This window comes from Sorangium sp. So ce128 (genome assembly GCF_051525245.1).
Classification (GTDB): domain Bacteria; phylum Myxococcota_A; class Polyangia; order Polyangiales; family Polyangiaceae; genus Sorangium; species Sorangium cellulosum_B.
The window spans coordinates 2,548,565-2,575,019 of record NZ_CP150313.1 but is presented as its reverse complement, the minus strand read 5'-3'; the positions used below and the strand labels follow the sequence as shown (position 1 = coordinate 2,575,019).

Sequence of the window (26,455 nt, the reverse complement as noted above, 5' to 3'; positions counted from 1 at the left end):
CGCCCGCCGCTCCATGGGGAGCGTACCGATCCTACGTTACCGAGCGGCCGTTACGTCCACGTCCGGCGGGTCCGTCCGCTCGGCGAAGGCGACATCAACGGCTTCACTCGAAGCCGGGGAGGATGCGCGGCGAGGCGGATGGATCCGTAGCGGCGCGCGACGGGTCCCAGCCGCCGGCGTCACCGGCCGTGGTTGCGGGTCCACGGGGCGTCGGTGTTACCCCACCATCGGTCACCAAGGTCGGGGTGGTCGTGCCGGTGAGCTCCTGATAAACGGACGGGCATCGTCCTTGGTCTTCCCATCCCCCCGACACCGTCCGGAGAAACGAGCATGAGTCAATTCGTGGGCTACCGCAGCCTGACCGTTCGAGATCCGATGAACGACCTCTCGTTCCCGGTCCTCGTGATGTACCCGACGCACGTCCCTGCCGAGGTCGTCGCCATGGGGCCTTACTCGCTCGAGGTGGCCCGGAACGCGCCCGCGCACGGCGGCCCTTTCCCCTTCGTGGTCATCTCGCATGGCGGCGGCGGGACGCCCCTCGGGTATCGGACGCTCGCGTCCCACCTCGCGCAGAGCGGCTATGTCGTCGCGATGCCCGAGCACCCCGGGGACAATCGCAACGATCGGTCCCTGACCGAGGCGGTCGAGAACCTGGAGCGCCGGCCCCGGCACGCCCGGCTGGCGGTGGACGCTGTCTGCTCCGACGCCGAGCTCGGGCCTCGCCTGCTGGGCGACGACATCGCCGTCATCGGGCACTCGATGGGTGGCTACACCGCGCTCGCCCTCGCGGGCGGGCAGCCCTGGACGGGGCCGGGGCAGAGGGTCGCGGTCACGAAGGACCCGCGCGTCAAGGCGCTGGTCTTGATGGCCCCCGCGGCGTGCTGGTTCGTGCCCAACGACGCCTTGAAGGACGTCGAGGCGCCCATCCTCCTGCTCGTGGCGGAGCACGACCGCATCGCGCCGCGATGGCAGGGGCAGCTCGTCCTCGACCTCGTCCCTGACCCGGCCCGGGTCACGTTCGAGGTCGTCGAGAACGCGAACCATTACTCGTTCCTGAGCCCGTTTCCTCCCCAGATGCGGCGCCCGGACTTCCTGCCCGCGATCGATCGCGCCGGGTTCGATCGCGAGGCGTTCCACCGTCGGCTCGAGCGCGACGTGCGCGAGTTCCTCGACGCGGCGCTGCGGCGGAGCCCTTCGTCGCCGCCACGTCGACAGCCCGTCCCGGAGGGAGCAGGCGACGCGCCGGCGGCCGTGGAACCACCTCACCCCGGATCGAGCCGGTAGACGCGCCCCGTGTTGAACATCACCACGTAGACCTCCCCGGCCGCGTCCTCGCCGAACGAGGACGGGAGTCCATTCGGGTTCAACGCCGAGGTCAGCTCGGCGGGATCGGTCGCTGCGTTGCCGTCCCACACGAAGGAGAAGAAGCGGCCCGTCACGTAGTCGGCGTACAGGTAACGGCCGCGCAGGCACGGGATCTTCGCCCCGCGGTAGACATAGCCGCCGACGATGGAGCCCGCCTCGCTCCGCGGGTGCTCGACCGCGGGCGGGAGGCCGCGCGGCTTGCACGTCGCGCCGGGAGGGTAGCAATGGGCGCCCTCCATCGCTTCCCAGCCGTAGTCGTTCCTGCCCTGGCCAGGGCGCTCCACCAGGATCTCCTCCCAGCTCTTCTGGCCGACATCGCCGATGTACATGTCCCCGGTGAGCCGGTCGAAGCTGAACCGCCACGGGTTCCGGAGCCCGTAGTCCCAGATCATCGGGTCACCGCTCGTCATGTTGCCCGCCGGCGCCTTGCCCGGCTGATCGACGTCGATGCGGAGGATCTTGCCGAGCTTGGAGGTGAGATCGGCCGCGGGGCTCGGCGATCGCGCGGAGTCGCCGATCGCGGCGTAGAGATGGCCGTCCTTGCCGAAGGCGAGCATCCCGCCGACGTGGTTCCAGGCGCCGTGCTTCACGTCGACCAGCGACCTGACCGGCTCGGGATGGGCGGAGTCGCCGCCCTGCGCCGCGCGCTTCCACTCCTCGATCACCACGTTGCCGCGCGGGGCCGACGAGTAGTGGAGCCAGAAGCGCCCGTTCTTCTCGTAGTCCGGGTGGAACGCGAGCCCGAGCAGGCCGCCCTCCGCGTTCGGCGCCGGAAAGAACACGCGCGAGCGCACGTCGAGGAACGGCGCCTGCTGGACGGCGCCGCCCTTGATGAGCCGGACGACCCCCGTCTTTTCGAGCACGAGGAGGCGCGACGGATCGCCGGGCGGCCCGGCGACATACGTCGGCTGCTCGAGCCCGCTCGCCACCAGGGTGAGCTTCAGCTGCGGAACGCCCCCGCACTTCGCCGGGCGAGCGAGATCCGCGGCGCTCGCGGGCGCCCCCTGCGCCGCGGGGGCGCCTTGCGCGGCGGGCGCCCCCTGCGCGGCCGGCGTGTCTTGCGCGGCGAGCGCCGCGCCAGGCGCCCCCGTGCCCCCCTGAGCCGCCTGGACCGGGCTCCCCGCCGTGGCATGGCCGGGAGGGCCGCCCTCGCGAGGCTCCTCGGGCGGCCCCGCCACCTGCACGCGCCTGTCGCAGGCGGCTACACTGCCTGCGAGCAGGAGGCACCAGGCGGTCCGATGGCACGCTCTCGTCACATAGGCAGCGCGCCCCACGACGCGCCGGTGGCTCGGTCTCTCGGGCAAGCGGGCACCTCCCTCTCCACCTTCACCACGAGAGGCCGCGCCTGGCAAGCCGTGCTCGCATCGCTGCTGCTGGCCGGCTGCGGCGGCTGCGGCGCGCAGGAGACGCCCCGGCCCGAACCTCTCCCCGCCCCACCGGCCCAGACCGGCCCGGCGGCCGCGACCACCACGCGCGCCCCCGGCACAGGCGATCGCCCCGGCCAGGGCGCGGCCCAGGCGCCCGGAGGCCTGCCGCCTTGCAAGGACGGCGACACCGATCCTCACGATCTCCGCTGCACCGGGCTCTACGGCGACCCCGGCGCGCGCTCGCTCGCGGCGGGTGTCCGCGAGTTCAAGCCCGCCTTCGAGCTCTGGAGCGACGGCGCGGAGAAGACGCGGTGGATCTACCTCCCTCCGGGCGCGACCATCGATGTCTCCCGGATGAACGACTGGACCTTTCCTGTCGGCACCAGGCTGTGGAAGGAGTTCCGTCTGCCCGTCGCCGGCGCGAGCCGCCGTATCGAGACGAGGTTCCTGTGGAAGACCGCGGAGGATCGCTGGACGCGCGCCACCTACGTCTGGTCGGAGGACGGAGCGAGCGCGACGCAGGTGAAGGCCGGTGTCCCCCACGTCCCCGGCGCCCCCGACTATGCGATCCCGGCGCAGGTCGACTGCATCCGTTGCCACGCTGGCAAGACCGACAACCCGCTTGGATTCGAGGCGATCCAGCTCGCCGCGCGGGGCGCCGGCGGCCTGACGTATGCCGAGCTCGTCGAGCGCGGCCTCCTGTCGACGACATCCGGCGGCCCGCTCCCCGACGCGGCCGCGCTCGAGGTGCCCGGGACCGCGACGGAGCGGCGCGCCCTCGGCCTGCTGCACGTCAACTGCGGCGTCTCGTGCCACCACCCGCTCGGCGTCGCGACGCACTTCGAGATGCGCCTCGACGTCGACGCTGCCGGCCGGGTGGGCGACGTGCGCGGCACGCGCGTCTACCAGACGGCGATCAACCAGCCCGCGAAGGTCCGCCCGCCCGGAGCGCCGCCGGGAGCCCGCTATGACCGGCTGAGGCCCCTCGATCCGGATCGCAGCGCCGTGCTCCGCAGCATGTCCCGGCGCGACGCGCCCGGCGCGCCGCCCGAGCAGATGCCGCCGCTCGCGACCCGGCGCGTCGACGAGGAGGCCGTCGCCGCGATCCGCGCCTGGATCGAGGCGATGACCCCTGCCGCCGGCTACCCGCGCCCCTCCCCTTGATCGCGATCGCCCGCCGGGGTTGCCCGGCGCGTCGCGAACATGCCATCTCGTGCCAGCACCTCATGCCGCCGTCCGAGGCGCCGAGAGGAAGGGAGCGCCGGAAACGCGCGAAGGGAGCCCGCGGGAAACGCCATCGCGCGCGCGCCGCGCCCGTGGTGATCGCGGCCCTCGAGCTTCATGCTCCCGGCGGGTCGCAGCGCCGCGCGGCCTCGACCGACGTCGCGCTCGCCGCGCCCACGGCGCCGGCGGATGCCCCGCCTTGCCCGGCGAGCGCTCACGACCACGACCGGGGGGAACACGTCACGTGAAGCAGCCGAAAGAGATCAAGACCGCGGAGGGCAAGCTCGGGGTCCTGCTGCCGGGGCTGGGCGCCGTCTCCACGACGACCATCGCGGGCACCCTGCTCGCGCGGCGCGGGCTCGCGGCGCCCATCGGGTCGCTCACCCAGATGGGCACGATCCGGCTCGGCCGGCGCACCGACGAACGCGCGCCCAGGATCAAGGATTTCCTGCCGATCGCGGCGCTCGATCAGCTGGTGTTCGGCGCGTGGGACATCTTCCCCGACAACGCCTACGAGTCGGCGCGGCACGCGGACGTGCTCGAGCACCGCCACCTCGACGCCGTCCGCGAGGAGCTCGAGCGGATCCGCCCGATGCCCGCGGTGTTCTACCCGCAGTACGTCCGGCGGCTCCACGGCAACCACGTGAAGAAGGGCGCGAGCAAGGCCGCGATGGTCGAGCAGGTCCGGGAGGATATCCGCGCCTTCCTGCGCGACAGCGGCGCCGCGCGCGCCGTCGCCGTCTGGTGCGGATCGACCGAGGTCTATATCGCGCCGGCGGAGGTCCACTCCTCCGTCGCGCGCTTCGAGGCGGGCCTCGCCGAGGACCACCCGGCGATCTCGAGCTCCCAGATCTACGCGTGGGCCTGCCTGAAGGAGCGCGTCCCGTTCGCGAACGGCGCCCCGAACCTGACGGTCGATTTCCCGGCCGCGTGGGAGCTCGCGAGCAAGCAGGAGGTCCCCATCGCCGGCAAGGACTTCAAGACCGGCCAGACCCTGATGAAGACGGTGATCGCCCCGGGGCTCAAGGCGAGGATGCTCGGCGTCGCGGGGTGGTTCTCGACGAACATCCTCGGCAACCGCGACGGCGAGGTGCTCGACGACCCGGACTCGTTCCGATCGAAGGAGGTCTCGAAGCTCGGGGTGCTCGAGCACATCCTCCAGCCGCACGTCCACGGCGAGCTCTATGGCAAGCTCTTCCACAAGGTGCGGATCGAGTACTACCCCCCTCGGGGCGACGCCAAGGAGGGGTGGGACAACATCGATCTCGTCGGCTGGCTCGGCTACCCGATGCAGGTGAAGATCAACTTCCTCTGCCGCGACTCGATCCTCGCCGCGCCCCTCGTGCTCGACCTGGCGCTCCTCCTCGATCTCGCGCAGCGCGCCGGGCTGCGCGGCACGCAGGAGTGGCTCAGCTTCTACTTCAAGAGCCCCATGACCGCGCCGACCCTGTACCCGGAGCACGATCTATTCATCCAGTCGATGAAGCTCAAGAACACGATGCGCTGGCTCATGGGGGAGGACCTCATCACCCACCTGGGCAACGAGTACTACGACTGATCGCCCGGCAGCTCCGCGCCGCCCCCGCGGCGGCGTCACTGCCAGCGCAGGTGCACGTCGACGACCGCGCCCGTCCGCGTCGAGGCGCCCTCCGAGAACGTGAACGAGGCCCGCTCGATCTCGCAGTTGCCGCGCGTGTCACAGCGCCGATCGCGTCCATACGAGAGCTCGATCGCGACGAGCCCGCGCGACGCGAGCGGCTCGAGCTCGCCGGCGCTCGACGCGCGGTTCGCGTCGCGGTCGCTCCAGAGCACGAGCCGCGACCACGCCTCGTCCCGCGCCGTGATCCGGCCGTCTCCGTCGGTGTCGAGCTCGCGGAGCGCGGTGAACCCGTTGTCCGCGCGGGCGCCGCTCGAGAGCACCGTCGCCGAGCCGAACAGCTCCTCGCCGCCGTCAATCGCCCCGTTGTCGTCCCGATCGAGCGCGAGCCACGGCGTCGCCGCGGTAGGCCAGTCGGTGGCGATCGTGGCCCCGAGCCCGCTCAGATCGAAGGCGCCGCTCATCGCGGTCACGTACTCGACCGGCCGTTGCTCGAACGAGAGCACGAGCGGCGTGCTGGTGACGCTGCCGCCCGCCTGACACCCGGTCCAGGTCGCCACCCCGTCGATGTTCTCGCACTGCTCGAAGCCCTCCGTCCCGTTGACGGTGCAGCTCCGGGACTCGCCGATCTCACACGCCGCCTCCGCCTCGTCGCCTTCGAGCTCGTCGCCTTCGACCTCGTCGCCTTCGAGCGCGCCCTCGTCGGTGCCCTCACCGCTTTCCCCTTCTGTCACCTGCGCGGCGCATCCAGCGCCGATCGACGCCACGCCGAGGAGGAGCGCAAGCGAGGCAATTCCCACCGAACCGGAGCGAAGAATGGTCAGCTTGAGGTTCATGGCACATGACCGGAGCAAGCGTTGCGCCAGCCCCTCGCCGCCCGCTCATCCCGCGAAATCCCCGGGAGTCGTGGCACCAGGAGCCCCGAAGCGCTCCACCGTGCCACCCTGCGCCAGGAGCACGACGCGAGTCGTGCCAATCTGGTCCAATCCGTGTCGTCTCGCGCCCCGCCGGAGGGGTGAGCCTCATCCGCGCGGCGGCGCGTAGAAATCCACGATCCGGATCGGCTCGGTCAGGCGCACGCGCACCCGCGATCGCTCCCCGCGGACGTCGCCGCCGATCTGGAAGCTCGTCGCCGGGTCCATCTCGATCGTGACCTCATCCACGAAGTAATCGAACACCGTTTCCAGATCGTCGAACTCTCCGCTCCAGATGCTCGAGAAATTCCGCAGGAACGTGAACGGCGAGACCACCGACACGCGCAGCTGCATCCGGTCCTGGCGATCGTCCGCATAGGGGAACATCCGGAAGCCGAAGCCGTAATAGGGGATCGTCGACAGCGCCGCGATCTTCGCCGGCCCCTCGTAGATGACGCCGCCCTTCTTGATGGGCGCCCCCAGCATCGCCCCCTTCTCGCCGACGCGGATCGCGTCGTTGCCCTCGTTGATGATGCGGCAGTGCGGTGTGCGCCGCACGAGGTAGCTCGGGATCGTCCGCGTCGCCGCGGCGACGGCGTACGCCACCGGCCCCGGCGCGAGCCGCTTCAGCGGGCCGCGCGCGAGCGCCGACTTCACCGCGTTGTAGTCGCGGAGCATCACCGCATCGATCCCGAAGCCGCAGAACGGTGACAGGATGTCCTCGGCCTCCACCAGCCGCAGGTTCCGGCTCCCGGCCTCGGCGCGCAGCCGCTGGAGGTCGACCGCGAGCCCGGGCTTCGCGCCCGCGCCGCCGGACGCGCCGAGCACCCACGCCAGCGAGTTGCCCGTCCCCAGGCGCAGCAGCCCGAACCGCGGCAGCGGCAGCCCGCGCCGCTTCGCCTCGTTGACAACGGCCGTCACCACCACCGTGAACGTCCCGTCGCCGCCCCCCGTGAGGATCGTGCCGTAACCCCGGTCGACCAGGATCCGCGCGATGCCCTCGCTCTCCTCCACCCGCCGCGAGACGAACAGATCCCCCGTGTCAAGGATCTGATCGAGCGTCTCGATCACCTCCGCCGTCACGCTCTTGGCGTTGCCGTTCACCACCACGGCAATCCGGCTGCTCGCCGCGCCTCGTGGTATTTCGCTCGCACGACGCGGCGCATCAGCGACCACGGCCTTGGGGACGTCATCGGCGGGGCCGCGACCGGCGGGCGGAGAGGTCATACACCGCGATCTACCACGACCCACCCCTGCGCTTGGAGCGCGGGATGACGCGGGATCGCGCGGGACGGCTGGCTGGATGGATGGATGACCAACCGCCCGGCAGGCGACCGGCGCGCGACAGGCGTCGCGGGCGCGGCTCTCGCCGGACCCCAGCGCCGAGCCCGCCGGGGCCGGCGATTGTGGGCCGATGTGGCCGACGAAACCCAGCGGTCCCGCCGGACGACCAGCTTTCCGGGAGGCCCGATAGCGTGCGATGCTCGCTGGTTTTGGCTCCCGGACCGATCTTGGGTCATGCTGCCCTTCGGGAAAGCGAGGAGCCTCCCCGAAACTTAGTGGACGGGGTGGTCGATTTTTTGGTAAGGCGACGACCTGGTGAGCCAATCGGGCTTGACAGCCGTGCGGGTCTTTACCGCCGCGCGGGCGGCGCGCGCTTGAGGCGAAGGGCCGCGACGATCTCGTACCCAGCGGGGGACGCAGCGACATGCCGAAGATCACAAAGCAGGGCAGCTCCGAGAAGGCGACGGGTATGAAGAAGAAGGCCTCTTCGAGCAGCAAGGGGGGCGCAGAAGCTCAGCTTGCGAAGCCCGTGAATCCGGTAATCAAGGAAGATTCGAAATCGGCGTCGAGCGCGTCGAAGCGTAAGCTCGGCCTCCGTGGCGCTGCGCCCTGGGCTGCGCGGCACGCTGCGAAGCACGCCGCCGAGGCGCGGGCCCGGGCCGCGGAGCCGGCGCCCCCTGGCAGCGCCCGGGCGACCATCCGCGTGCCGAGCGGCGCCGAGGAGATCAAGGCGAAGATCGCCGAGCTCCACAACCAGACCCAGAAGATCCGCACGCTCCGCAAGCGGCTCGACAAGGGGTTCTTCGATATCGGGGTGGTGCTCGCCGAGATCCAGCAGCAGGAGCTGTATCAGGCGAAGGGCTACGGCTCGTTCGAGGCGTTCCTCGAGCGCGAGATCGACCTCGGCAAGCAGACGTCGTTGCGCCTCATCAAGGTCGCCCACGTCTTCCAGCGCGAGGTGGCCCTCGACTACGGCATGGACCGGCTGTTCGTCGCGCTCGCCGCCCTCGAGGGCGAGGTGCCCAAGCCCGCCCCCTCCGCGATCCCCTCCGCCCCTGGCTCCAAGCCTCCCCTCCCCCTGAAGCCCCCCATGCGCATCGTGGGGTGAGCGGCGCTCGGCGGTGCGCGTTCCGGGCGGCGAGTCAGACGCCAGCGACGCGGGGGGGTGACGAGCCGATCGGGCGCTCGACGGGCTCGGGGACGAAGCGGGGGAGCCTCACCCGGACCGTCGTGCCGTCGGCGGCGTGCGCGTCGACATCCACACGGCCCGCGTGCTGGTCGACGATCTTCCGGACGATCGCGAGCCCGAGGCCCGTGCCCGCCGCCTTCGTGGTGAAGAACGGATCGAAGATCTCGGCGAGGATCGTCGGCGCGATCCCCGGCCCCGTGTCCCCGATCGACAGCCACACCTCGTGCGCGTCCCCCGACGCGCACGCCCGCAAGACCCCGCCGTCGGGCATCACGTCGAGCGCGTTGACGACGAGGTTCAAGACCACCTGCTTGAGCTTCTCGACGTCGCCCAGCGCGAAGCAGTCGTCCGCGAGATCGCGGACGACCTCGACGTGGTGGCTCGCGAACGCCTCCTCCTCGAGGTCGAGCACGTCGCGCACGACGCGGGCCAGATCGACGGGCTCCCGGTGGGGCGCGCGCGGCCGGGCGAGCTCGAGGAACTCGCCGAGGAGCCGGCCCAGGCGGGCGATCTCCGCCTCGACGATGCCGACGCGCCGCTTCATGGGCTCGCGGATCGCCTCGTCGGAGAGGCGGTCGATGCCGCGGCTGAGCAGGTGGAGCTCCAGGACCGCGGCGTTCAGCGGGTTCCTGATCTCGTGGGCGAGCCCGAGGGCGAGCGGGGCCATGGCGTTCAGGGCCTCGGCGTCGGCGGCCCGCCGCTCGAGGGCGCGCCGCTCGGTCACGTCGATGCCGATGCCGTAGACGAGGTCGGTCCTGCCGCCGCGCCCGCCGCCGCGGACGCCGGAGAGGTGCCAGCGCACGCGGCGGATCGCGCCCACCGCGTCCCGGACGCCGACCTCGACCTCGGCGGCGGCGTCGCCCTCGACCACGCTCAGGAACGACTGGTTGAACCGGCGCTGATCGGGCTCGTCGACGAGCGCCTCGCAGAACGCCATGCCGAGCGCGGCGTCGCAGGACACGCCGGTCAGCGCGGTCAGGCGCGGGTTGAAGAGCGCGACGCTGCCGCCGGCGTTCAGGCCGAGGATGAGCACGTCCGCCGCGTCGATGATCGCCCGGTACCGCCGCTCGAGCTCTTCCCGCTCGCGCTTCAGCGAGATCTTCTCGATCGCCTGGGCCACGGTGGAGATGAGCTCCTCGGGGCGGAACGACTTGAGGATGAAGGCGAAGGCGCCGGCGCGGAGCGCGGCCATGGCGGCGTCGACGGTCGCGAAGCCGGTCACGAGGACGATCTCGCCGTGGGGGGCGGCGGCGCGGAGCGGGGCGATGAGCTCGAGGCCGCTCGCGTCCGGGAGCTTGACGTCGACGACCGCGACGTCGAACCCGTCGCGCCGGGCGGCCGCGAGCCCCTGCTTGCCGTCGGGCGCGAGGGCGACCTCCACGTCGAGCTCGCGCGCGCCCTCGAGGACCTCGCGGAGGTTTCCGGCGAGGCTCGTGTTGTCGTCCACGATCAGGATTCGAGCGGGCACCTGGGGTCTCCTGGGCGAGCGGTCAGGCGGGCGGCCCGATGCGCGGGGCGCCCTTCCGCTTTGGGGTCTTTCCTAAATTGTATGCTATGAGCCGCCGTCATGCGGTTCGTCGATCGGTGCCGTCTGAAGGTGATCGCCGGGGATGGCGGCAATGGAGCGATCGCATTCCGTCGTGAGAAGTACATCCCGTTCGGCGGCCCCGCGGGTGGAGACGGCGGCCGCGGCGGGGACGTCGTCTTCGTGGGCGACGGAGGCCTGTCCACGCTACTCGACTTCACCTACGCGCGCACGCTCGAGGCCGACCGGGGCGAGCACGGGATGGGGAGCGACTGCCACGGGCGCGCCGGCGCCGACCGGGTCGAGAAGCTCCCCGTGGGGACGCAGATCTTCGACGCGGAGAGCGGCGAGCTGATCGCCGACGTGACCGAGCACGGCCAGCGGGTCATCGTCGCCCGCGGCGGCAAAGGGGGCCGCGGCAACCTGCACTTCAAGTCGCCGCACGACAGGGCTCCGCGGCGCGCCGAGCCGGGAGAGCCGGGCGAGGCCCGCGAGCTCCGCCTCGAGCTGAAGGTGCTCGCCGACATCGGCCTGCTCGGCTTCCCCAACGCCGGCAAGAGCACCTTCGTCGCGGCCGTCTCGGCGGCCCGGCCCAAGATCGGCGACTACCCGTTCACGACGCTCACCCCGATCCTGGGCATGGTCGAGATCGGCGGCGGCGTCCGCGCGGGCGGGTCGAGCTTCGTCATCGCGGACATCCCCGGGCTGGTGCCGGGCGCGAGCGAGGGGGTAGGGCTCGGCATCCAGTTCCTGAGGCACGTGGAGCGGACGCGGGCGCTCCTCCACCTCGTGACGCTCGACCCGGGCGAGGGCCGCGAGCCGCTCGCCGACTACCGGGCGCTCCGCAAGGAGCTCAAGAAGTTCAGCCCGGAGATCGCGGAGCGCCCGGAGATCGTCGTCCTGACGAAGGCCGATCTGACCGAGGTGCGCGAGGCCTACCCGAAGCTCAAGGCGCGGTTCGCGAAGGCGAAGGTGAAGCTCCACCTCATCAGCGCCGCGACGGGCGAGGGGATGCCGGAGCTCGTCCGCGAACTCGCGGCGCTCGCGCGCAAGCGGGAAGAGCCGGCAGAGCAGGACGGCTGAGCGCCCCGGCCCGGACGGGCTGGCGCGGCGCGCACCGACGGCGCGGCGTGAGCGCCGCCGCCGTTGGCGCATCGTGACACGGCAGAGCCCGCTGGCTCGCTGGCTCGAACGGACGCTGGCTCGCGGAACGCGGAAGACGCGAAAGAACGCGAAAGAACGCGGACGGCGGCGCAGAGCCGGCGCGGTGCGCCCCTTCGTCATCACATCACCCGTCATCCGGCGCCCTGGAAAAAGGGGATCACCCGCCTCCGTGCGTACAGACACGAAGTGTTCTCACGTGGGCTGGTCCTCCACATCCGTCGTTATTTGGTTCGAGCGGGCGCGCGCCACCTGGACAGGAGAGCAAAACTCGAGTCCAATTTACGATCCGGACTCACGTGTTCTGTCGGAAGGAGAAGCCCTATGCGCTGGTCGACCCCCAACAAACCGTCTTCTCTCGCGTGGCGTGTGGCCCTCCTCGTGGCGCTCGGCACGGGCGGGGCGGCGCGCGCGGAGGTGGTGCAGCCGAACGGCACCGTCGTCCCCGTGATCACGAGCCGATTGAGCGATCTGCTGAACGGCTCGACGAAGAACGACATGCTCGACGAGATGATCGACGTCGTGGCCGACGCCGCGGTGGAGCCCCAGGTGTTCTCGCCGCTCTGCGAGTTCAGCGGCAAGTACATCGAGAAGGGGGGCGGCGCCAACTTCGCGGTCGGCTGGTACAACGTCGACGATGGCCGCGACAGCGGCGACCCGCCGCTGTATGTCCCCGTCGACGCCGGAGCCAACCTCAGCACGCCGGCGCCGGAGAGCGATATCCAGATCCTCTTTCCGTTCTCTGGCTCCCTGCCGCCCGCCGAGAAGCGCGAGCTGACGGCCGTCTCGATCCGGGAGAACCCCGCCTACGCGGGAGGCCTCATCGGCTTCGTGCTGATCCCCAACCCGAACGGCACCGGCAACGGCAACGCCACGCAGTACCATTACACCGAGCACCGGTTCAACGTGGAGTGTACGGCGTGCGAGAGCCCGGGGCCCTGGTACTCCGATCTCATCTACAGGTCGAACCAGCTCGCCAACACGTTCTACCTGGGGTTCGAGGATCTCGATTTCCGGAACGCCGCCGGCAGCGCGGGCGTCAACGGCAATGATCTCGATTACGAGGACTTCCTGTTCCGCTTCTCCGGCATCACGTGCCCCGCGGCCGGCCAGCCGTGCGAGGTCGAGGAGAACGTGGGCGCGTGCCGCGCGGGCATCTCCGACTGCGACGCGCAGGGACAGGCGATCTGCACGCCGATCGTCGAGCCTGGCAGCCAGGCCGAGCAGTGCGACGGCATCGACAACGACTGCGACGACATCGTCGACGAGGAGGCGCCCTGTCCGGAGTACCAGGTGTGCAGCCGCGGCCGCTGCGTGAACCGCTGCGGCTCGGCCGAGTTCCCGTGCGAGCCGGGGCTCGTGTGCGTGGAGGGCCTGTGCGTCGAGCAGGCGTGCGTCGACGCGATGTGCGATGTCGGCGAGGTGTGCCATGACGGCGAGTGCCGCGCGCCCTGCGACGGCGTGGTTTGCCCGCACGGCCAGACCTGTCGCGGCGATCGCTGCCTGGATCCGTGCGACGGCGTGACGTGCGGCGCGGGCGAGGTGTGCGAGAGCGGCGTCTGCGTGGTCCAGTGCGGCTGCCGGGGCTGTCCGTCGGAGGACCGCTGCGCGGCGGACACCGGGAGGTGCATCGAGGCCGCGTGCGCCGACGTCGCGTGCGGCGCGGGCACCACTTGCCGTGGCGGGGCGTGCGTCGACCTCTGCGACGGCGTCGTGTGCCCCGCGGGCGAGCGGTGCGTGGCCGGCATGTGCGCCGAGGAGCCGCCGGCTCCTGCCACCACGACGGCGGGTCCGACGCTCGACGTGGCCGCCTCGGTCGGCGCGGGCGACGCCGGATCGGGCGCGGGCGGGGACGGCTCGGGCTCGGGTGGGGCTCCCTCCACCGGCGCGGGCGGGGACGCGAGCGGGAGCGGGGAGTCGGCGGGCTGCAGCTGCAGCCTCGGCGGCGACGCGCCGTCCGCCGGCGGCGTCGCCGCGCTGCTCCTCGCCGTGAGCCTCGGGCTGCGCCGCAGGAGGGGCGGAGACCCGGAGCGCTCGGCCCCGGGCCTCCGTATCCGTCGTTCAGGGTGATTCGGACGTCGGCCCGAAGAACTCGACATCATCGATCTCGATGGTGCCCGAGTCGGCCTTGTCCTTGCCGAGGAAGCCGTTCGCGCGGACGCCGTTCATCTCCGCGCTGAAGGAGAGGCCGACGATCGACCGGAGCACGTCGTTCACGTCGTCGCCCGGATCGCGCCCCTGATCGATGGCCCAGCCGGGGAGCGCCATGTCGGCGAACCTGAGCTCGATCAGCGTCGGCTCCGCGGTGAGCCGCACGTCCCATCCGTGGCGAACGCCCGAGAGCCCTTCGCTCTGCGCCGGGCTCTCGACGTCGAAGCGCATCCCGCGCGCCGCCTCCGCCCGCGCCCAGAAGCGGACCCCCTCGAGCGCCGTCGCGTCGATCATGCCCTCGGCGAGAGGCACCCCGAAGTACACGTACTGCCCCCAGGGAGACGCCTCGTCGCGGAAGTCGAAGCGGAGGAGCATGCTCTGCGCGCCGTTCAGCGGATCTTCCTGCGAAAGGCCCTGCACGGCGCTCGACGCGTTGTTGGTGGACAGCACCGTCCCGACGTACAGCCCGAGCGTGTCCGCGGCCTCGAAGTCGTTGATCCCCGTCGCGGTGAACGAGAAGGGCGCGAGCGGCGTGCCGCTGGCGAAGCGGCCCAGGCGCTCTCGCAGGATCGGCAGCTCGTTCCTGAGGCGCTCCACCGCGGGCTCCCACCCGGCGAGCCCGGGCCCGAGCGGGTCCTCCTCGACGGCGGTGCGGATCAGCGCCGCGTACTTGTCGACCTGCTCCTCGAGCCGCCCGTCGCTGAACGGGCCCTCATGGAGCGCCTGCAGCGCGGCCTTGTAGCCCGCTGCGTCCTGGTTCAAGGCGGCGAACAGGGCGTCGCAGCCCGGCGGGCGCACGTGCTCGGAGCCCATGAACACCGGGACCACGGCGCTGCAGTCCGTCGGCGTCTCCGTCCATCGCGGCACGTGACCGAAGTAGGTGCTGGGGCCGAGGGTCTGATCGAGATCCCACGGGATGAGGTGGAACTTGCCCGAGGACGGCTCGTCGTAGAAGTAGAAGTTGTGGTTGAACGCGGCGCCCGCCTCGTTGGCGTAGTAGGTCGTGACGCCGTCCCAGTTCACGATCGCCTCGTCGACCGCCATGTAGCGCTGCAGCTGCTCGATGTCCGTCCACTCCGACAGCGCGGTGAGCCGCTCCGCGCCCTCGACGGACGCGAGGGCGGTCGAGAACGCGATGAATCGCTCGTGCGTGGCCACGTCTTCGTTCGTCTCGATCCGCTCCGCGTAGTAGCCGGCGTCGTCCGAGACCGGCCACGCTTCCTTGTAGAGATCGCCGTCCGGAGCCTCGGAGAAGTGGTGTTCCAGGAAGCGGCCGTCCACGTCCTCGACCATCGAGAAGAGCCCTTGCGACTCGCCGTTCACGTTCAGCGTCGCCCACGCGCTCCGCGGGGCGGCGACGCCCATCTCCCGGAACAGGCCATAGGCGATCCGCTCGTGGAGCCGGGTGGGGTCCCAGATCATGGAGTGGAAGTTCAGGCGCTTCTGCGCGTAGAAGCGCTGTCCGCCGACGACCTCGTCGAACTTCACCTTCATGCTGAGCTTCGGACAGGTGAGGTTCCCCTCCCCGTCGAAGCACATGTCGAGGGTGCCGTAACCGCCCTTGAACCGCAGGCCGACCACGCCCAGGCTCTTGCCGTTGTAGCAGGCCTCGGCCTCGACATACTGCTCGTCGCGGGCGTTCGCCTTGAGCTCCGCCCAGCGCTCTTCCGGAAGGTAGAAGTCGAAGCGCGGGACCTCCTCCGCCGCGTACAGCTCGTCCGCGTCGCGGTCGGCCAGCGCGGGGTCGGACGGCTCGCACCGCGGCGTCGGGGGCTGCCCGCCGCTCCCGCCGTCGCTCGTGCCGCCCTCTCCGCCGGCGCCTCCGCCTCCAGCGCCTCCGCCTCCAGCGCCTCCGCCTCCAGCGCCTCCAGCGCCAGCCCCGCCCGGGCCGCCTGGCCCGAGGCCGCTGCTCGCGCCTTCGTCATCACCGCAACCTGCGCCCACCGCGGCGGCCGCAAGCGCAAGCACCATCCAATACCCAAGCTTCATCCAACGATCCTCCAAGATCCTCGACCCTAGTCGCGGCCATCCCGTCCGTCGATGCCTGATTTTCACGGCAGGCATGGACGCCTCGCTGGACATCGTGCGTCGCCGCGCCGCGCCGTGCAGGCGCGCCGCGTGACCTCGCGACCCCGCTCATGACCCGGCACGAGGCGCGCGGTGATGGTAGTTTTCCAGGCGTGAGCCAGCGCCCGTATCCTGAGCCCCAGGCAGCCCGCCTCTTGTCCGTCGCGGAGTGGGCAGCGCTGCCGGAAGACGAAGCCGGTGAGCTCATCGATGGCCGCCTGGTCGAGGAAGAGATGCCCGATTGCGTCCACGAGCTGGCCGTCGCCTGGCTCATCCACACCCTGCGGGCCTGGCTCATCCCGCGCGGCGGCTTCGTCTTCGGCTCCGAGGTGAAGTACGCGCTCAAGCCGCGGCGCGGGCGCAAATCCGACGTGTCGGCGTTCCTCCCGACCTCGCGGAGGCCCCCGGCCCGTGGCGCCGTCGGCATCCCGCCGGACATCATGGTCGAGATCGTCTCCCCCTCGCCGCGGGACAGCCGGCGCGATCGCGTAGAGAAGCTCGAGGAGTACGCCACGTTCGGGGTGCGCTGGTACTGGCTGCTCGATCCGCAGCTCCGCACGCTGGAGATCCACGAGCTCGCGCGCGGCGGGCTCTACCAGCACCGCCTCACCGCGCCCGGAGGGGTGCTCCGGGAGGTTCCGGGCTGCGAGGGGCTGACGCTCGATCTGGACGCGCTCTTCCGCGAGCTCGACCGGCTCGACACGACGGAGCCGCAGGACCCGCCGCAAGGCACCGCGGACGACGAGGCGTGACAGCGCGGGCGGCGAACGGCGCGGCCGCGCGGCGGTTCACCCGCGATGCCAGCGCGGCTCACCCGCGGTGCCGCGGGGCGCGCTCACTCGCGGCGGGGGCCGGCGCCTCGGCCTCGGCGGCCAGGCACGCCTCGAACCCCTCGATGTAGCTCGGGTAGAGCAGCGCCATCCCGAGGGCGCGCTTGATCTTCGCGTTGTCCACGGCGCGATCGTGGCGGAGCGTCTCGTGCAGATCCTCCCGCGGCGCGCCGGCCGGCAGCGCGAGGCCGAGCCGCGCGCAGAGCCAGCGGACGACCTCGATCTGCGGCACGGGCGCGTCGTCCGCGACCAGGAAGGCCTCGCCGGGGGCGGCGCGCTCGACGCGCTCCAGCGCCGCGAGCGCGAGGCGCGCGAGGTCCTCGACGTGGATGCGCGAAACGACGTTCCTGCCCTGCCGATCGCCCTCGCCGGTCATGCGGAAGTCGCCGCGCAAGAGCCGCTGGTGCAGGCCGCGACCCGGGCCGTAGATCCCCGCGGCGCGCAGCACCACGGCGCCGCGCGCGCGGTACACGTCCTCGGCGGCGAGGCGCGCCGCCGCGCGTGGGCCGTCGGCCGACGTAAGCGTCGCCTCGTCGATGCGCCCCGTCGCGTCGCCGTACACGGCGGTCGACGAGACGTACGCGATCGCGCGCGCGCGGCGGAGCGAAGGCGCGATCGCGGCGTCGGTCGCGCCGTCGGGCGGGAAGGCGACGAGCACGTCCGCGCCGTCGGTCACGAGCCGGTCGACGGCCTCGGCGGTGAGCGCCGGGAGGACGCTCACCTCGATGCCCGCCTGCGCGAGCTCCGCGGCGCGCTCCGGCGAGCGCGTCGTCGCGACGACGCGGCCGCCGGACGCCCTCCGCAGGCCGGCGACCACCACGCCGGTGAAGCCGCAGCCGAGGACGATGAGCGGGGGGGAGGTGTTGCGCATGGGTGCTGGGCGACGCTTCTACCAGCAAGCGCGAGAGGACGCCTCCGCGGCGCGAGAGCGCTGCCGGCCGCGCCCGAGGTGCACCGAGGCAACGGCCGACGTGGCGCGTGGCGACGCTGGCCGGAGGGACCGGGCAACGACCAGGCGAAGAGGCTGAGCGAGCGCGGCGAGCACGTCTCCGCGCTGGCATCGTGGCCCCTCGATCTCGCAGGTCGACGGCCCGCGTCCCGGGGCCCGCCCCGGCCGCTTCCACGGCCGGGACGGCGCGGAGCCAACGGAGGGTCGAGAGCCCACGCCGCGTCTGGTAGCCTGGTCGGCAGGGAGCGGGCGGCCGGGACGCAGCGTGCTCGCCGCAGCGACGCTCCTCTGCGCATGGCGGTCCACGTCTTCATCTCCTACGCCCCCGCGGATCGGTCGCACCTCGAAGCGCTCGAGGCGCACCTCGCCTCCCTGAAGCGGCAGGGCCTGGTGAGCACCTGGCACCGCGGCCGGATCGGCCCAGGCGCGATGCGCGACGAGTCGATCGCGGCGGAGCTCTCCTCCGCCGAGGTGGTGCTGCTGCTGGTGAGCGAGGCGTTCCTCGCCTCGGACAGCTGCTACGAGCGAGAGCTCGGGCGAGCGCTGGAGCGGCATCGCAGCGGGGCGGCGCGCGTGGTGCCCATCCTGGTGCGCGCGTGCGACCTGGAGGGCACTCCGCTGGCAGAGCTCCAGGCGCTGCCGCGGGACGGCGCGGCGGTGACGAGCTGGGCCAACCTGGATGAAGCGTGGAAGGATGTCGTCCGAGGCATCCGCGCGACGGTGGAAGAAGCCGCTGCGAGCGCGCAGCCGGAGGCACCGGTCAACAAGCCAGAGCCGCCCAGCACGTTCGCCTCGACCCTGCGCGAGGCCGAGGACGCGATCCGCGCGATCGACAAGAGGCTTGCGGCAGCGCAGCAGCGCAGGGTGAAGCTCCAGGCCGCGTGTGCGAGCACCGCGGAAGTGGACGGGGAGATCCTCGACCTCCGGCGTAAACGCCGGGAAGGCGGCCAGCTGCACGTGGGCGAGGAGCTCGGCGAAGGCCGCTATCTGCTGCTCGAGCGGATCGGTCGAGGGGGGTTCGCGACCGTGTGGCGCGCGCTCGACGCGGGGCGGGGCGACCTGCCCGTGGCGATCAAGGTGCTGCACCCGAACCTCGCGGGCGACGAGGTCCGCCGGGAGCGGTTCTTCCGGGGAGCGCGCGCGATGGCCGAGCTCGACCACCCCGGCGTGGTGCGCATGCTCGATCCCAAGGGCGAGGACAGCGGCTGGCACTACTTCGTGATGGAGCTCGTCCATGGCGAGGACGTGCACAGCGCGGTCATCGGGAAGCGGCTGCCAGCGGAGCGGGTGATACCGATGCTCCTCAGCGCTGGAGAGGCGATCTCGTTCGCCCACGGGCAGGGGCTCGTGCACCGGGACGTGAAGCCGGCAAACATCCTGCTCGACGCGGACGGGCTGCCCCGGATCACGGACTTCGATCTGGTCTGGGCGCGCGACACGACGGGCGGCACGAGGAGCGGCGCGCTGGGGACGTTCCTCTATGCGGCGCCGGAGCTCATGCACCGCCCGCACGAGGCGGACGCGCGCGCAGACGTGTACGGGCTCGGCATGACGGCGGTGTTCTGTCTGCACGGAGCGGAGCTGCCACCGCTCATGATGCGCTATCCGGGGCGGGTGCTGGAGCGGCTTCCGTGCAGCGATGCGGTGAGGAAAGTGCTGGAGCGAGCGATCGAGTTCGAGGCATCGGAGCGATTCCCCGACGTAGCGGCGTTCTGCTGGGCGCTCCTGGACGCGGTTTCCACCGCCCTCCCCCCGCCGGCGGACGAGGTCGAGGTCGATCCCTGACATCGGCCTCCTTCTCTCCCATAGGCGTCAACCGGGCTTCGCCCCATGTCGTCCACGTGGACAGGAACGCGTGACGGCCGCCGACATTCACGCTCGGCCCTATGGCCTTGCCACGAAACATGAACACAGCCCGGCGGCAGGCCGAGGTGATCCAGGCACAGTACAGGAATTGTGCAGAGAACGCCGCGAAGTGCCTGTACCGCCTATGCCCTCACCCCCCCGGCTTTCTCGTATACCGGTGCTTCACCCCGAGCGGGAAATACTCCGGATCCCCCGCCGCCCTCAACATCACCCGCGGCGCCCGCTTCCCGGCCGGCACGTAGCTCCTGAACTCGCTGTTCAGCCGGACGAGGTGCTCCTCGATCGACCGCGCCGCCGCCTCGCGCCGCGCCTCGCTCTCCCCTTCCCCCGGCGCGAGCTCGACCACCACCGACAGGTACACATCCCTGTCCGCGCCCTCGCGGACCTCCAGCACGAACTTTCCGGTCACCCACTCCTTCACGCCGGGCTGCTCGATGCCCACGACCACGTTCTCCGGATAGATGTTCGCCCCGAAGTACGACACCGTGAAATCCGAGCGCCCGAACACATGGACGAACGGGAGCTCCCTGGCCCCACGCTCCCCGTCGAGCTCCCGCCGCGGGTCGAAGCCGAAGCCGGCCAGGGCCGCCATCATCTCCGCGTGTGAAGTGACGCCCCCGCTGTCGAGGATCGCATAACGGACGAGCGGGACGCCGTTGTCGCCCGAGAACAGGAGCATCCCGTCGCGCTGCTCGAAGAACCTCTCCGCCGGGTCGTACTGCACCAGCGTCGGGAGCCGGTCCTGCCCGAACAGGGCGCGCGCGGCGTCCGGCCTCCCCGCGAGGAACCGGCGGATCGCGACGCTGAGCGGCGTCTCGTTGCCCAGCACGCCGGCGTCCGCCGTCCCGTACAGCGAAGCCGAGTCGTAGCAGGGCGACGCCGACCCGACGCGCTCGCCGACCAGGGTGCGCCACTCCTCGCTGAACACCTCCCCGGCCATCACGAGCTTGATCCGGAAAGGCGCCCAGTCGACGCCCCGGGCCCGCCCCGTGTCGATGACGTCCTTCAGGAACGGCGGATAGCCGAGCAGGACGACCTGCTCGAACGCCGGCCCCAGATCCTGCACGACGCGGAAGATCTCGTCCTTGTTGTTGCCCGGCGTGACGACCGTGATCGGATACCCCTTCGCCGCGAGGTGACGGCAGCACGCGGCGGTGTACATCCCGCCGACCCACGAGCCGAGCGCGAAGCACACGACCGCGAGCGTGCGGCGCGTGTCGGCCCGGAAGCCGTCGTGGAACACCTGCTCGAAGCGCCGGGCGACCGGGAGCTCGTCCGTGACGGAGCGGGGCCAGAACGTCGGCTTTCCGGTCGAGCCCGAGGAGACCGCGATCATGTCGCACGGCTCGACCCGCCCCCCGCGGCAGAGATCCGCGATGGGGTGCCGGAGCACGTAGTTCTGCTTCGTGATCACCGGCAGCGCCGCGAAATCCACGGGCGTCCGGATCGCCGCCGGGTCCACGCCGTGCTCCGCGAGGAAGCGGCGGTAAGCAGGGACAGCGGCGGCGACCTCGTGGAACAGCGCGAGCGCGCGGTCGGCCGGATCGGCCTCACGGTGCCGCGACAGCGCCGCGTCGAGCGGCGTGCTCAGGAAGGCGTCGATGGCCGCCAGGACCCGCTTGGGTTGCACATCCTGCATCGCGAGATCTCCCTCCGTCCGATGGTTCGCAGCAAGCGGACGCCGGTTCAACGAAAGCGCCCGCCTGCCTCTCTATCCGCTCGCGGTCGAAAGCGCCCGCGCAGGGTCAGCGCCCTCCACCCCCCGCCGCGCCGGCGAGCTCCGCCGCGAGCGCGATCTCCTCGGCGCGCTTCTCGTAGCCGTCCGGCGGCTCGGAACGCGGGTTCGCGAGCAGCGACGTGATCACCGTCTCCAGCCAGCGCCGGAGCGGCGTGTGCTGGAAGCCGAGCTCCGCCCTCGCCTTCGCCGGATCCAGCATCGACATCCAGCGGTCGCTGAACGGCGACATCGCGACCGGATCGATGCCGCGGGCCCTGATCGCCGCCGACGGGATCGGCGCGAGCCGCGCCGGCGCGCCGAGCAGCGAGGCGATGAGCTCGAGCAGCTCGGTGAGCGTCGGCGTCTCGTCCATGCAGAGGTTGTACGCCTCGCCGAAGGTCGACGGCACGAGGAGCAGCTTCACGATCGCCCTGACGACGTCACCGCTGTAGACGTGCCGCACCGGGTGTCCGCCGCCGTCCGGGACGAGCAGCGGACCGCCGTCGAGCATGCGGACGATGTACCGATCGAGGCGGCGGTAGGGATCGCGCTCCCCGTTCACCATCGGGATGCGCAGGACGGTCGCGGGGAAGCGATCCCTCTGCCAGGCGGCGGCGATCTCCTCCTCGCAGCCGCGCTTGTTCACGCCGTAAGACCACGCCTCACGGTCCTCTTCGCCCGCGGGCTCAGGGAGGAGCGCGCCGTGGTAGTCGCGCTCGCGCGACGGCCGCGGGCACGCCTCCCGGACGAGGTACACCGAGCCGGTGCTGATCATCACGTAGTGGCCGATGCGCCCGCAGCCGAGCGCCTGGGCCGCCGCGCGGCCGTCCGCGGCCGTGTACGCGGTGAAGTCCACCGCGGCGTCGAACTCGCGACCTCCGAGCGCCCGCGCGAGATCGCCGGCCGCGCGATCGCAGCGGACCCGCGCTACGCGATCGCCGAACGCGTCGGGCGTCGCGCCGCGGTTCAGGAGCGTGACCTGGTGGCCCGCCGCGAGCAGGCGATAGACCAGGAAATGACCCATGAATCGAGTGCCGCCGAGCACGAGGACGCGCATGCGCGGCAACCTATCACCGCCGCGCGCAATGACGATGACGAGGACGCCATCATGCGCAGGTAAGGAAGCCGCCGCCGGGCGGCCTCGCGCGCGGCGCGGACCGGGACCAGGTCGACCCCCGGTCGTGCTAGATAGCGGGCCGTGCCGTTCTCCCACATCCTCGGCCAGGACACCGCGGTCGGCACGCTCGTGCGCGCGCTCGAGGCGGGCCGCGTGCACCACGCCTACCGCTTCGAGGGCCCGCCGGGCGTCGGCAAGGAGCTCGCGGCCGTCGCCCTCTCCCAGGCGCTCGTCTGCACCGGGGGCGACCCGCTCGGCTGCGGGCGCTGCGACGCGTGCCGGCGCGCGGCCGCGCGCTCCGACGGGCGCCCCGCGGCGCCGCTCCATCCCGACGTGCAGATCGTCGCGAAGAACTTCTACCCCGCCGCCGTCATCGGCCGGAGCCGCGACGAGCTGACCGAGATCTCGGTCGATCAGGTCCGCGCCATCGTGCTCGCCCGCGCCGCCTACCCGCCCCACGAGGGGCGCGCTCGGGTGTTCATCGTCCGCGACGCCGAGGACCTCAGCGTCGGCGCCGCGAACGCGTTCCTCAAGACGCTCGAGGAGCCGCGGCCCGGCACCCACTTCATCCTCTTGACCTCGCGCGGCGATCGCCTGCTCAACACGATCCGCTCGCGCACCCTGCCCGTGCGCTTCGCCCCGCTCTCCGAGGCCCTCATCCGCCGCATCCTCCGCGATCGCGGCGTGCCCGAGGGGCGGCACGACCTCGCCGTCGAGCTCGCCGCCGGCAGCGCGTCCACGGCGCTCGATCTCGCGGACGAGGAGCAGACCGCCTCGCGCGACGCCTTTGTAAAGGGTGTCCTCGAGGCCGCGGCCGCCCGGGACCTCGGGCCCGCCGTCGCGTTCGCCGAGTCGGTGGACCGCGACAAGGGCGCCCTCAAGGACGACCTCCGCGCGCTGAGCGCCGCGCTCGCCCGCGAGGCCCGCGCCGCGGTCGCGTCCGATCCGCGCCACGCAGGCCTGTCGGCCCGGCGTTACGCGGCGGTCTCCCGCGCCGTGGCGCAGCTCGAGCGCAACGCCTCGCCGAGCCTCGCGATGGCGTCGCTGATCGCGGAGCTGCGCAGCGTCGTCGGCTGACAGGTGCCGCGCGCCCACGTGGCCGCGCGGGCCGGTGTCAGCCCTCGCCGCCTCCGCCCAGCCGCTCGTATCCGCCGTCCTCGATGCGCCGCCCGGCCCACGCGTGGATCCGCCCCTCGCTGGCGAGCACCACGGCCGCGTCGCGCCCGGGGCCGTCGTAGAGGGCGATGATCCCTGCGTCGCCCACGGGGGGCGCGCCCTGCCCGCACCGCTCGAGCGCCGCCGGCAGCCGCGCCCGCCGCCGCATGGTCGCGCCCGCGATCTCGAGAGTCGCCGGCGGCTCGTCCGGCGAATCGGCCGCCGCGGGCGCGAGCCACAGGATCTCGCGCCGAGGCGCGGGGAAGGCCACGACCGCCCCGTGCGCGCCGCCCTCGGGCGCGAGGAACACCGCGGCGACGATCTCGCCCCGCTCGCGCGCGACGATCGCGCCCGAGAGCCAGCGCTCCTCGCTCCCGGCGAGGACCACGTCGCCGAGCGCGAACGGCAGCTCGTGCCACCGCGCGTCCCCCGGGGGCGCCGCCGGCGCGTCTCCCGCGCGCTCGCCGCCGTTCGCTCCCGGCGCCTCCCGCTCGCGGCGCGACGCCATGTAGCCCACGGTCGCGGCCACCGCGGCGGCCGCCGCGAGCAGCGTGAGGCTCATCGCGCGCCCCCGTCCACCGGCGCCGCGCGCGCGCCCGCCAGCGCGAGCGCCTGCTGGAGCGCCCGCGCCCGCGCGCTCACCTCCTCGAGGGCGCGCGGCGCGGGCGTGCCCTGATCCGGCAGCAGCGCGGCGATGATCGCGGCGGCGGAGCAGCGCGCGCCCACCTCGGCCGCCCTCTCCAGCGAGATGCCGCCGATCGCCACGACCGGGAGCCCGGGACGCACCCGCTCGACCAGGGCGCACAGCGACGCGAGCCCCTCGAGGCCGACCACGGCGTCGGGGCGCTCCTTGCTCGAGGTCGCGAAGATCGGCCCGATGGCGACGTAGTCGAGGCGCTCGAGGGAATCGCCGGAACCACCGGCATCGCGGAGCTCGCTCGACGCCCGCAGCGCGGCCTCGATCTGCGCGGACGTGTGGGTCGAGAGCCCGACGCGCAGCGGGACGGAAGCGCGCTGCGCCAGCCTGCGCACCGCGGCCACCGGGAGGTCGTCCTGGCCGACGTGCACGCCGTCGCAGCGGGCGAGGATCGCGAGATCCGCCCTGTCGTTCGCGAACAGCGGCACCCCCGCGCGCGCGGCCAGGGGCTGGATCGCGCGGAGGAGCGAGAGCGTCTGGGCCGCCCCGCCCCGCTTGTCGCGCAGCTGGATGGCCGCGGGGCGCGCGTCGAGGACGGCCTCGGCGAACGCCGCGGGATCGAGCCCGCGGCGCGCGAGCGAGTCGGTGTCGACGATGGCGTACAGGCCGCGCATGACCACGCTTCGAGCGATGGGAGAGCGCCCGGGCGCTCCGGAGGAGGCCAGGCTCGCTGGCTACGCTAAGGTTGACGCCCCCGGAAAGAAAGCGGAAGCGTTCGCTCCCGAACGGATCCTCCATGCGCACACGTCTCGTCCGGATCGCCTGTCTGTTCACCTCGATCGCTCCTACCGCAGCGGCCGTGATGGGGCTCGCGTCGAGCCCTGCGCCCGCGCTCGCGGAGGAGAAGTCGAGCCCCGCGCAGCAGAGCGAGGGGCCGGGCTCCGCCCTGCCAACGGAGGGGCCGAAGGCTGGCGCGGCCCCGCCGCCTGCAGGGAGCAAGGTCGCCGCGCCCAAGGCGAGCGTCGGCGCGCCCAAGACAAACGCGAAGAAGAAGGCGCCCGAGTCCCCGCCGCTGCCGCCTTCGCCGGCGCGCCTGTGGCTCATCGCGCCGTCGCCTCACGGGCCATGGACGCTGCGGATCGACAACGAAGGGGAGCGGCCTATGCGCATCCCGGCGGACGTGCGGCTGCTGCGCCTGGAGGTCGACACGCTGAACAAGCGCACGAAGAAGACGGTCCGCTGCGCCGCGCCCGCGGGGCTCAAGCCGAGCGGCTTCCCGGAGCGGCGCGCGCTGCTGCTGGCGCCCGGTCAGTCGTACATGGAGCATTTCGACCCGCGCCTGCTCTGCTTCGGCAAGGACGAGGCGGCGCTCGCCGGCGGCTCGGTGGTGAGGACCTGGTACGGCTGGGGTCCTCCGCCCAAGTGGTCGAAGAAGCCGCCGGCGGCGCCGTTCGCTGCGGAGTCGACGGACGATCCGCCGGCGTTCGCCCCTGCGCCCGGCCTCGCGGCGCCCACCGTCGTGCTGAGCTACGGCCTACCCCCCAAGGAGGCCGCCGCGAACGATGCGGGCGGCGCCGAGCCAGCCTCTCCGGTGGACGAGACGGCTCAGCCTCCGGCTCCGGGCGACAAGGCAGCACAATCCTCGGGCGACAAGGCCGCTCAGCCCACGGGCGACAAGGCTGCTCAACCCAGGGACGAGAAAGCGGCCCAGACGTCCGCGGACAGGCCAGCTGGCGAGTCCCCGGAAAAGCGCGTTCCGTCGGACAAGAGCCACAGCGCCGGTCCGCCGATCAAGCCGATCGTGGACGCCAACGCGCCTCGCCTGGAGCTCACGAGCGAACCCTGGTCCGACGCGGCGAGCCCTCGCTCGATCGTCGTCCGGGTGAGCGCCAAGAACGCTGGCAGGCGCCCAATGACCGTCGCCATCCGGTCTCGGATGCTCGAGTTCCACGTCGCCGGCCCGAACGGCGAGACGAGTTGCGCGGCGGCCCCGCCGACGGGGGCGATCCCGCGCGATCTCTTCAGGACGCTGAAGCCCGGCGCATCGGCCGACGTCTCGCTCCTCCTCCGGGAGGTCTGCCCCGCCGACACGTTCAACCGCGAGGGCCTCTACGAGGTCACGGCCACGCTGCACGCGAACGAGCCGGGCAGCGAGCTCGGCCTGGACGCGTACACCGCCGTCGTCCCCGCCAAGAACACGACGCTCCTTCGCGTGAAGAGCGCTCCCGAGCCGTTCTACGCGGCCGCGCCGCGAGCCGTGCCGACGCCCAAGCCCGAGGCCAGCCAGGCGTCGGAACACGAGGCTCACGACGAGTAACGACAGGGATGCGCCGGCGCGCG

20 protein-coding genes are annotated in these 26,455 nt (G+C 72.3%); 10 read left to right on the top strand and 10 right to left on the bottom strand.

Annotation, left to right across the window (positions count from 1 at the left end; genetic code table 11):
- Window positions 1-330 precede the first annotated feature (330 nt).
- Window positions 331-1,284, top strand: coding sequence for an alpha/beta hydrolase family protein (locus WME82_RS10040; protein WP_438042630.1), 954 nt, complete (start codon window positions 331-333; stop codon window positions 1,282-1,284).
- On the opposite strand, the gene WME82_RS10035 is transcribed toward WME82_RS10040, so the two are convergent.
- Window positions 1,263-2,543: a PQQ-dependent sugar dehydrogenase gene (locus tag WME82_RS10035; RefSeq protein ID WP_438042629.1), complete on the bottom strand. Its 1,281-nt coding sequence runs from the start codon at window positions 2,541-2,543 to the stop codon at window positions 1,263-1,265. The genes WME82_RS10040 and WME82_RS10035 overlap by 22 nt on opposite strands.
- Window positions 2,544-2,648: 105 nt before the next feature.
- Between WME82_RS10035 and WME82_RS10030 the strand changes: the two genes are divergently transcribed.
- Window positions 2,649-3,896 carry a hypothetical protein gene (locus WME82_RS10030; protein ID WP_438042628.1) on the top strand — a complete coding sequence of 416 codons (1,248 nt, stop codon included), beginning with the start codon at window positions 2,649-2,651 and terminating at the stop codon, window positions 3,894-3,896.
- A 304-nt stretch (window positions 3,897-4,200) separates the two neighbouring features.
- Window positions 4,201-5,514, top strand: a complete 1,314-nt coding sequence (locus WME82_RS10025) for an inositol-3-phosphate synthase (protein WP_438042627.1) — start codon at window positions 4,201-4,203, stop codon at window positions 5,512-5,514.
- A 35-nt stretch (window positions 5,515-5,549) separates the two neighbouring features.
- On the opposite strand, the gene WME82_RS10020 is transcribed toward WME82_RS10025, so the two are convergent.
- On the bottom strand, window positions 5,550-6,389 hold the full coding sequence (locus WME82_RS10020; RefSeq protein ID WP_438042626.1) for a calcium-binding protein: 840 nt from the start codon (window positions 6,387-6,389) through the stop codon (window positions 5,550-5,552).
- 186 nt (window positions 6,390-6,575) lie between these two features.
- Window positions 6,576-7,577 carry a diacylglycerol/lipid kinase family protein gene (locus tag WME82_RS10015; RefSeq protein WP_438042625.1) on the bottom strand — a complete coding sequence of 334 codons (1,002 nt, stop codon included), beginning with the start codon at window positions 7,575-7,577 and terminating at the stop codon, window positions 6,576-6,578.
- Between the two features lie 598 nt (window positions 7,578-8,175).
- On the opposite strand from WME82_RS10015, the gene WME82_RS10010 reads away from it, so the two are divergent.
- Window positions 8,176-8,859: a hypothetical protein gene (locus tag WME82_RS10010; protein ID WP_012234436.1), complete on the top strand. Its 684-nt coding sequence runs from the start codon at window positions 8,176-8,178 to the stop codon at window positions 8,857-8,859.
- Window positions 8,860-8,893: 34 nt separating this feature from the next.
- On the opposite strand, the gene WME82_RS10005 is transcribed toward WME82_RS10010, so the two are convergent.
- Window positions 8,894-10,408: an ATP-binding protein gene (locus WME82_RS10005; protein ID WP_438042624.1), complete on the bottom strand. Its 1,515-nt coding sequence runs from the start codon at window positions 10,406-10,408 to the stop codon at window positions 8,894-8,896.
- A 99-nt stretch (window positions 10,409-10,507) separates the two neighbouring features.
- On the opposite strand from WME82_RS10005, the gene obgE reads away from it, so the two are divergent.
- A complete protein-coding gene (gene obgE, locus WME82_RS10000; protein ID WP_437745242.1) occupies window positions 10,508-11,548 on the top strand; it encodes a GTPase ObgE in 1,041 nt (346 codons plus the stop codon).
- Window positions 11,549-11,950: 402 nt separating this feature from the next.
- Complete coding sequence (locus WME82_RS09995) at window positions 11,951-13,696, top strand: hypothetical protein (RefSeq protein WP_438042623.1); 1,746 nt, start codon at window positions 11,951-11,953, stop codon at window positions 13,694-13,696.
- Here the strand turns inward: WME82_RS09995 and WME82_RS09990 are convergent.
- Window positions 13,688-15,766, bottom strand: coding sequence for a CotH kinase family protein (locus WME82_RS09990; protein ID WP_438042622.1), 2,079 nt, complete (start codon window positions 15,764-15,766; stop codon window positions 13,688-13,690). The two genes, WME82_RS09995 and WME82_RS09990, sit on opposite strands and share 9 nt — an antisense overlap.
- Window positions 15,767-15,957: 191 nt before the next feature.
- Here WME82_RS09990 and WME82_RS09985 point away from each other — a divergent pair, with 191 nt between their 5' ends.
- A complete protein-coding gene (locus tag WME82_RS09985) occupies window positions 15,958-16,596 on the top strand; it encodes a Uma2 family endonuclease (protein ID WP_438042621.1) in 639 nt (212 codons plus the stop codon).
- Window positions 16,597-16,654: 58 nt separating this feature from the next.
- Here the strand turns inward: WME82_RS09985 and WME82_RS09980 are convergent, their stop codons facing one another.
- A complete protein-coding gene (locus WME82_RS09980) occupies window positions 16,655-17,545 on the bottom strand; it encodes an NAD-dependent epimerase/dehydratase family protein (RefSeq protein WP_438042620.1) in 891 nt (296 codons plus the stop codon).
- 372 nt (window positions 17,546-17,917) lie between these two features.
- Here WME82_RS09980 and WME82_RS09975 point away from each other — a divergent pair, with 372 nt between their 5' ends.
- Entirely contained in the window at window positions 17,918-19,408 is a 1,491-nt protein-coding gene (locus WME82_RS09975) for a protein kinase domain-containing protein (protein ID WP_438042619.1), read from the top strand.
- Between the two features lie 211 nt (window positions 19,409-19,619).
- On the opposite strand, the gene WME82_RS09970 is transcribed toward WME82_RS09975, so the two are convergent.
- On the bottom strand, window positions 19,620-21,128 hold the full coding sequence (locus tag WME82_RS09970) for a phenylacetate--CoA ligase family protein (protein ID WP_438042618.1): 1,509 nt from the start codon (window positions 21,126-21,128) through the stop codon (window positions 19,620-19,622).
- Between the two features lie 106 nt (window positions 21,129-21,234).
- Window positions 21,235-22,263: an NAD-dependent epimerase/dehydratase family protein gene (locus WME82_RS09965; protein ID WP_438042617.1), complete on the bottom strand. Its 1,029-nt coding sequence runs from the start codon at window positions 22,261-22,263 to the stop codon at window positions 21,235-21,237.
- Between the two features lie 141 nt (window positions 22,264-22,404).
- Between WME82_RS09965 and WME82_RS09960 the strand changes: the two genes are divergently transcribed.
- A complete protein-coding gene (locus WME82_RS09960) occupies window positions 22,405-23,400 on the top strand; it encodes an ATP-binding protein (RefSeq protein WP_437769327.1) in 996 nt (331 codons plus the stop codon).
- Window positions 23,401-23,437: 37 nt separating this feature from the next.
- Here WME82_RS09960 and WME82_RS09955 read toward each other — a convergent pair whose 3' ends face one another.
- Both WME82_RS09955 and WME82_RS09950 read right to left on the bottom strand, forming a co-directional pair.
- A complete protein-coding gene (locus WME82_RS09955; protein WP_438042616.1) occupies window positions 23,438-24,040 on the bottom strand; it encodes a hypothetical protein in 603 nt (200 codons plus the stop codon).
- Window positions 24,037-24,789, bottom strand: a complete 753-nt coding sequence (locus tag WME82_RS09950; RefSeq protein ID WP_438042615.1) for a thiamine phosphate synthase — start codon at window positions 24,787-24,789, stop codon at window positions 24,037-24,039. Before WME82_RS09950 ends, WME82_RS09955 begins: the two co-directional genes overlap by 4 nt.
- A gap of 122 nt (window positions 24,790-24,911) precedes the next feature.
- On the opposite strand from WME82_RS09950, the gene WME82_RS09945 reads away from it, so the two are divergent.
- Window positions 24,912-26,432 carry a hypothetical protein gene (locus WME82_RS09945; protein WP_438042614.1) on the top strand — a complete coding sequence of 507 codons (1,521 nt, stop codon included), beginning with the start codon at window positions 24,912-24,914 and terminating at the stop codon, window positions 26,430-26,432.
- The last annotated feature ends 23 nt before the right edge of the window (window positions 26,433-26,455 follow it).

Coding starts and splice junctions, on each gene's coding strand:
- WME82_RS10040 (WP_438042630.1), top strand. CDS start 331: ATGAGTCAATTCGTGGGCTACCGCAGCCTGACCGTTCGAGATCCGATG.
- WME82_RS10020 (WP_438042626.1), bottom strand. CDS start 6,389: ATGAACCTCAAGCTGACCATTCTTCGCTCCGGTTCGGTGGGAATTGCC.
- WME82_RS10010 (WP_012234436.1), top strand. CDS start 8,176: ATGCCGAAGATCACAAAGCAGGGCAGCTCCGAGAAGGCGACGGGTATG.
- obgE (WP_437745242.1), top strand. CDS start 10,508: ATGCGGTTCGTCGATCGGTGCCGTCTGAAGGTGATCGCCGGGGATGGC.
- WME82_RS09995 (WP_438042623.1), top strand. CDS start 11,951: ATGCGCTGGTCGACCCCCAACAAACCGTCTTCTCTCGCGTGGCGTGTG.
- WME82_RS09990 (WP_438042622.1), bottom strand. CDS start 15,766: ATGAAGCTTGGGTATTGGATGGTGCTTGCGCTTGCGGCCGCCGCGGTG.
- WME82_RS09980 (WP_438042620.1), bottom strand. CDS start 17,545: ATGCGCAACACCTCCCCCCCGCTCATCGTCCTCGGCTGCGGCTTCACC.
- WME82_RS09975 (WP_438042619.1), top strand. CDS start 17,918: ATGGCGGTCCACGTCTTCATCTCCTACGCCCCCGCGGATCGGTCGCAC.
- WME82_RS09970 (WP_438042618.1), bottom strand. CDS start 21,128: ATGCAGGATGTGCAACCCAAGCGGGTCCTGGCGGCCATCGACGCCTTC.
- WME82_RS09965 (WP_438042617.1), bottom strand. CDS start 22,263: ATGCGCGTCCTCGTGCTCGGCGGCACTCGATTCATGGGTCATTTCCTG.
- WME82_RS09955 (WP_438042616.1), bottom strand. CDS start 24,040: ATGAGCCTCACGCTGCTCGCGGCGGCCGCCGCGGTGGCCGCGACCGTG.
- WME82_RS09950 (WP_438042615.1), bottom strand. CDS start 24,789: ATGCGCGGCCTGTACGCCATCGTCGACACCGACTCGCTCGCGCGCCGC.
- WME82_RS09945 (WP_438042614.1), top strand. CDS start 24,912: ATGCGCACACGTCTCGTCCGGATCGCCTGTCTGTTCACCTCGATCGCT.